Origin of the sequence: Paraburkholderia ultramafica, from assembly GCF_902859915.1 — a bacterium.
GTDB classification, from domain to species: Bacteria; Pseudomonadota; Gammaproteobacteria; order Burkholderiales; family Burkholderiaceae; genus Paraburkholderia; species Paraburkholderia ultramafica.
Map to the genome: position 1 here is coordinate 1 of NZ_CADIKK010000111.1, position 2,929 is coordinate 2,929.

General features: G+C 62.9%; 1 protein-coding gene. It reads left to right on the plus strand.

Annotated elements, in window-relative coordinates; all coding sequences use genetic code 11:
- Positions 1–2,929: ATP-binding protein (locus HV744_RS36275; RefSeq protein WP_175154044.1), on the plus strand; the 2,929-nt coding region annotated here is incomplete at both ends.

The following is a 2,929-nucleotide window of genomic DNA, read 5'->3' on the forward strand; positions in this document are numbered from 1 at the left end:
CGCCTCCGGCAAGTTCGACCAGTACAAGCGCGACATCCCCTATTCCACGCTGGTGCAGGCTTTCCAGAGCCTGGTGCGGCAGCTGCTCGGCAAGCGCGACGCTGAGCTGGCGGTCTGGCGCAGCGCGTTGCTGGCGGCACTGGAGCCGAATGCGCGGCTCATGAGCGACCTCATCCCCGAACTGAAGCTCATCATCGGGGACCCGCCACCGGTCCCCGAGCTTGAGCCGCAGCAGGCGCAGAGCCGTTTCCAGCTGGTGTTCCAGCGCTTCATCGGTGTGTTTGCCCGCCCGGACCATCCGCTGGCACTCTTTCTCGACGACTTGCAGTGGCTCGACATGGCCACGCTCGACCTGTTCGAGGACCTGCTGACGCAGTCGGATCTGCAGCACCTGATGCTGATCGGTGCTTACCGGGACAATGAAGTCGATGCCACCCATCCGCTGAAAGGCAAGCTTCAGGCCATCAGGAACGGGGGTGCCAGAATAGAGGAAATCAAACTTACGCCGCTCGCCCTTGAACACATCGAGAAGCTGATTGCGGATACGCTGCACTGCGAGTCGGCCCCCGCCGCACCACTCGCGCAGCTCGTGCAGGCGAAAACCGCGGGCAACCCGTTCTTCGTGATCCAGTTTCTGCACGCGCTCGCCGAAGAGGATTTACTCACTTTTGATCACGACGCGGCGCGCTGGTGCTGGGATCCTGATCGCATTCATGCCCGCGGATACACCGAGAATGTCGTCGACCTGATGGTCGACAAGGTGACCCGCCTGCCGGCCGAAGCGCAGCCGGCGTTGCAACAGCTTGCCTGCCTCGGCAACGTCGCCTCGATCGCGATGCTGTCGATTATTCTCGGAACCTCCGCCAAGCACATGCACGCGTCGCTGTGGCCGGCGGTCCGCCATGAACTGGTCGAGCGGCTGGAAAGCTCCTACAGATTTGTGCACGACCGGGTGCAGGAGGCCGCGTATTCGCTGATCCCGCACGCAGCACGCGCCGAGGTCCATCTGCGGATCGGGCGGCTGCTCGCCGCGCAGACTCCTCCCGGGAAACGGGAAGAGGCGATCTTCGAGATCGTCAACCAGTTCAACCGCGGCGTGGCGTTGATCACTGCCCCCGACGAGCGTGAGCGGCTGGCCGGGTTCAACCTGCTCGCCGGCCAGCGCGCCAGGGCGTCGACAGCCTATGCCTCGGCGCTCACCTATCTCGTCACCGGCGCGGAACTACTGAAGGCTGATAGCTGGGAGTGCCAGCATGACCTGATGTTTGCGCTGGAGCTGAACCGGGCCGAATGCGAATTCCTGACCGGCCAGCTATCGATGGCAGACGAGCGACTGGCGGGATTGTCAAGGCGAGCCACAACCACGGTCGAACAGGCCAGCGTCGCGTGCCTGCATATGGATGTCTGCACGACCTTGAGCCAGAGCGACCGCGCGGTCACTATCTGTCTCGACTACCTCCGGCATGTCGGTATCGAGTGGTCACCCCATCCGCAAGATGAAGAGGCGCGACGCGAATACGAGCGCATCTGGTCATTGCTTGGTAGCCGGACTATTGAGGAACTCATCGATTTGCCGCTGATGGAGGACGCGGCGTCCCTTGCAACCGTCGAGGCTCTAGGTAAGCTCTTGGCGCCGGCCTCGCATACGGATGGGAATTTGGCGTCCCTGGCGATCTGCAAGGGGGTCTATCTCAGCCTCGAGCGTGGCAACTGCGATGCTTCCTGTGTCGCCTATGTGATGTTCGGCAGGATCGCTGGACGGCTTTTCGACGACTACCAGGCCGGATTCAGATTTGGCCAGCTCGGTTACGAACTCGTCGAACGGCGCGGGCTCAAACGCTTCGAGGCGAGCACGTGTCTTTCCTTCGCGAGTTTCGTGGTGCGCTGGATCAAACACGTGCGGGTTTGCCGTGATCTGCTGCGCCGCGCGTTCGGCGCGGCGAACCGGATCGGAGACCTGATGTATGGCGCCTACACCTGCTGCCATCTCAACTCGGACCGACTCTTCGCCGGCGACCCGCTGCCGGAGACGCAAGGCGAAGCGGAACAGGGCCTTGCGTTCGCTCAGAAGGCGCGATTCGGCCTTGTCATCGACTGCATCGCCCCGCAACTCGCGCTGATCCGGATGCTCCGCGGCTTGGCGCTGAAATTCGGTTGCCTTGACGACGGACAGTTCAATGAGCTTCGCACCGAATACCATTTGACCAGCAACCGTGCCTTGGCGGTCGCGGAGGGTTGGTACTGGATCCGGAAATTGCAGGCACGCTATATCGCCGGCGACTACGCTGCGGCCATGGACGCCGCATCGAAGGCGCAATCGCTGCTCTGGACCGCACCCTCGAACTTTGAGGAAGCCGAATATCACTTTTATGGTGCGCTGACCCGGGCGGGCTGGTGCCACTCCGCACCAGCCGGCGAGCGGCAGCAGCTTCTGGAGGCTGTCGCTGCACATCACTGGCAACTGCAGGTCTGGGCGGAGAATTGTCCGGAGAATTTCGAAAACCGTGCCGCACTGGTCGGGGCGGAGATCGCCCGCATCGAAGGCCGCGTGCTTGATGCCGAACAGCTCTACGAGCAGGCCATCCACTCGGCGCAGGAGCATGGCTTTGTCCACAATGAGGCGCTCGCCAGCGAACTCGCGTCCCGCTTCTATGCGGCGCGCGGTCTTGAGAAGATTGCCCGGCTGTATCTGCAGGACGCGCGCTACGGCTACCTGCGTTGGGGTGCCGACGGCAAGGTACAGCAACTCGACGAGAGATATCCGTACCTGAGGACGGAACTGCCAGCGCCCGGCCCGACGGACACGATCGCGACGCCAGTCGACCACCTCGACCTTGCGACCGTGACCAGGGTATCGCAGACGGTCTCGGGCGAAATCGTCCTGGAAAGGCTGATCCATACGCTCATGCGCACGGCGATTGAGCAGGCG